Annotated in this window: 1 protein-coding gene and 1 pseudogene; both read left to right on the plus strand. The window is 57.8% G+C overall.

What is annotated here, in order from left to right; all coding sequences use genetic code 11:
• Positions 1 to 551: pseudogene (locus EN879_RS34765) on the plus strand (ATP-dependent DNA ligase); the annotation flags it as partial.
• Between the two features lie 83 nt (positions 552 to 634).
• Positions 635 to 1,459 carry a Ku protein gene (locus EN879_RS34770; RefSeq protein ID WP_063170823.1) on the plus strand — a complete coding sequence of 275 codons (825 nt, stop codon included), beginning with the start codon at positions 635 to 637 and terminating at the stop codon, positions 1,457 to 1,459.
• The last annotated feature ends 275 nt before the right edge of the window (positions 1,460 to 1,734 follow it).

The raw sequence follows: 1,734 nt of genomic DNA on the forward strand, positions 1-1,734 counted from the left end.
ATCTGTATTTGGTGGCATTCGACCTCCTGCACCTGAACGGGCATGATTTGCGCAACATGCCGGTGGAAGACCGCCGCCAGATCCTGCAGGAACTGATTCCAGCCGTCGGCCGCATTCAGGTCAGCAAAGCCATGCCCGGCACCGGTGACGCGGTTTATCACCTGGTCGACAGGGCGGGGTTGGAGGGCATGGTCTCGAAGCGCAAGGACAGCGTCTATCGCAGCGGGCCGACGATGAACTGGCGAAAGATCAAATGCTATGCCGAAAAGGAAATGGACATTATTGGCGTGCAGCGCGAGGCTGGAAAGCCCGCAATGGTGCTCATGGCCGACAAGGGCCGCTATGCCGGCGGCGCTTTCGTTGCGTTTAAAGCTGACAAGCGCCAGCGACTTTGGGATCGCGTGCAAGGGAAGGTCGGCGGACCAGTGCCTATCGGTCTCAAGAAAGAAAAGGCCGAATGGCTTAAGCCTGGTCTGGTCGGTCGCGTGCGGTTCCTGAAGGGCGAGGAAAGGCTCCGCCACGCCAAGCTGCTGGACTACCGTGAGGAATAAGCTTGCGACAAGGTGCTGCCCATGACGCGGAACAGAACCGTGTGCCTGGCGTTGTGCGGAAGTCGACGTCTAGGAGAAACGGCATGGTGGCGCCACGCGCGGTCTGGAAGGGTTTTCTGAGGGTCGGTTCCGTGTCGTGCGGGGTCAAGATAGTGGGTGCCACCAGCGAGGCATCGAAAATCCACTTCAAGATTTTGAACCGCAGCGACGGTTTACCCGTGAAGAGTGCCTATGTCGACGAAGGCACCGGCGATGTTGTCGAAGCCGAGGATCAGATCAAAGGCTATGAGGCGGACAAGGGCGATTTCATCCACGTCGAGCCGGACGAGATCAAGAAACTGAAACTGACGTCCCAGCATACGCTTGATGTCGATTCCTTTGTTCCGGTTGCCGAGATCGACACGCGCTATCTCGAAAAGCCCTACTACTTGATCCCGGCAGATGGCGCTTCCCTTGAGGCCTTTGCCGTCCTGCGCGATGCGATGGCCAAGAAGCGCGTCGCGGCACGTTCCTGCGTCGTACTCTATCAGCGCGGCCGCGAAGTATTGATACAGCCGTTTGAAAAAGGAATGCTGCTGACCGAGTTGCGCACCCACAATGAGATGACATCGGAAGACACCGTCTTTAATGACGTGAGAAGCCCAAAATACGATTCGGATTTGCTCGAAATCGCGGGCCTCCTTATCGACAAGAAGGTGACGAAGTTTGATCCCTCGAAATTCGAGGACACCTATGAAGATGCGTTGATTGCCATGATCGACGCCAAGCGAAAGGGCAAAAAGCCTCCGAAACCGGCGCCAAAGCCTCAGGAGAACGTGGTCGAGCTGGCCTCGGTTCTTCGAAAGAGCCTCGCCAAGGAAGGCATCGGCCAAGACCGGCCAAAGGCCAAGAGCCGCAAATCGGCATAGTTAAAGATAGCATCCCACCATCACCGCGCATCACCCAGTAGTTTTAGCGCGCTCGCGCGTTTCCGGCGTCAGGCCTTCGGCCAATCTCACCGGCTCGTCGCACTGCGACGCTGCGGCAATCGGGAGGAAAGACCACCCGACGCGACAAATCGCGGAGGGCCGGATTGCCGTTGTGCCCGTAGCTACAGGTCTCGTCGTTTGGTCACTCCTTGTGACCAACTGGTCGGCGTGGTCACCGTCACCCAAAAAATGATCGTGCCGACCTGGCCATGGAT

It is taken from the genome of Mesorhizobium sp. M7A.F.Ca.AU.002.02.1.1 (assembly GCF_003998535.1).
Lineage (GTDB): Bacteria > Pseudomonadota > Alphaproteobacteria > Rhizobiales > Rhizobiaceae > Mesorhizobium > Mesorhizobium ciceri.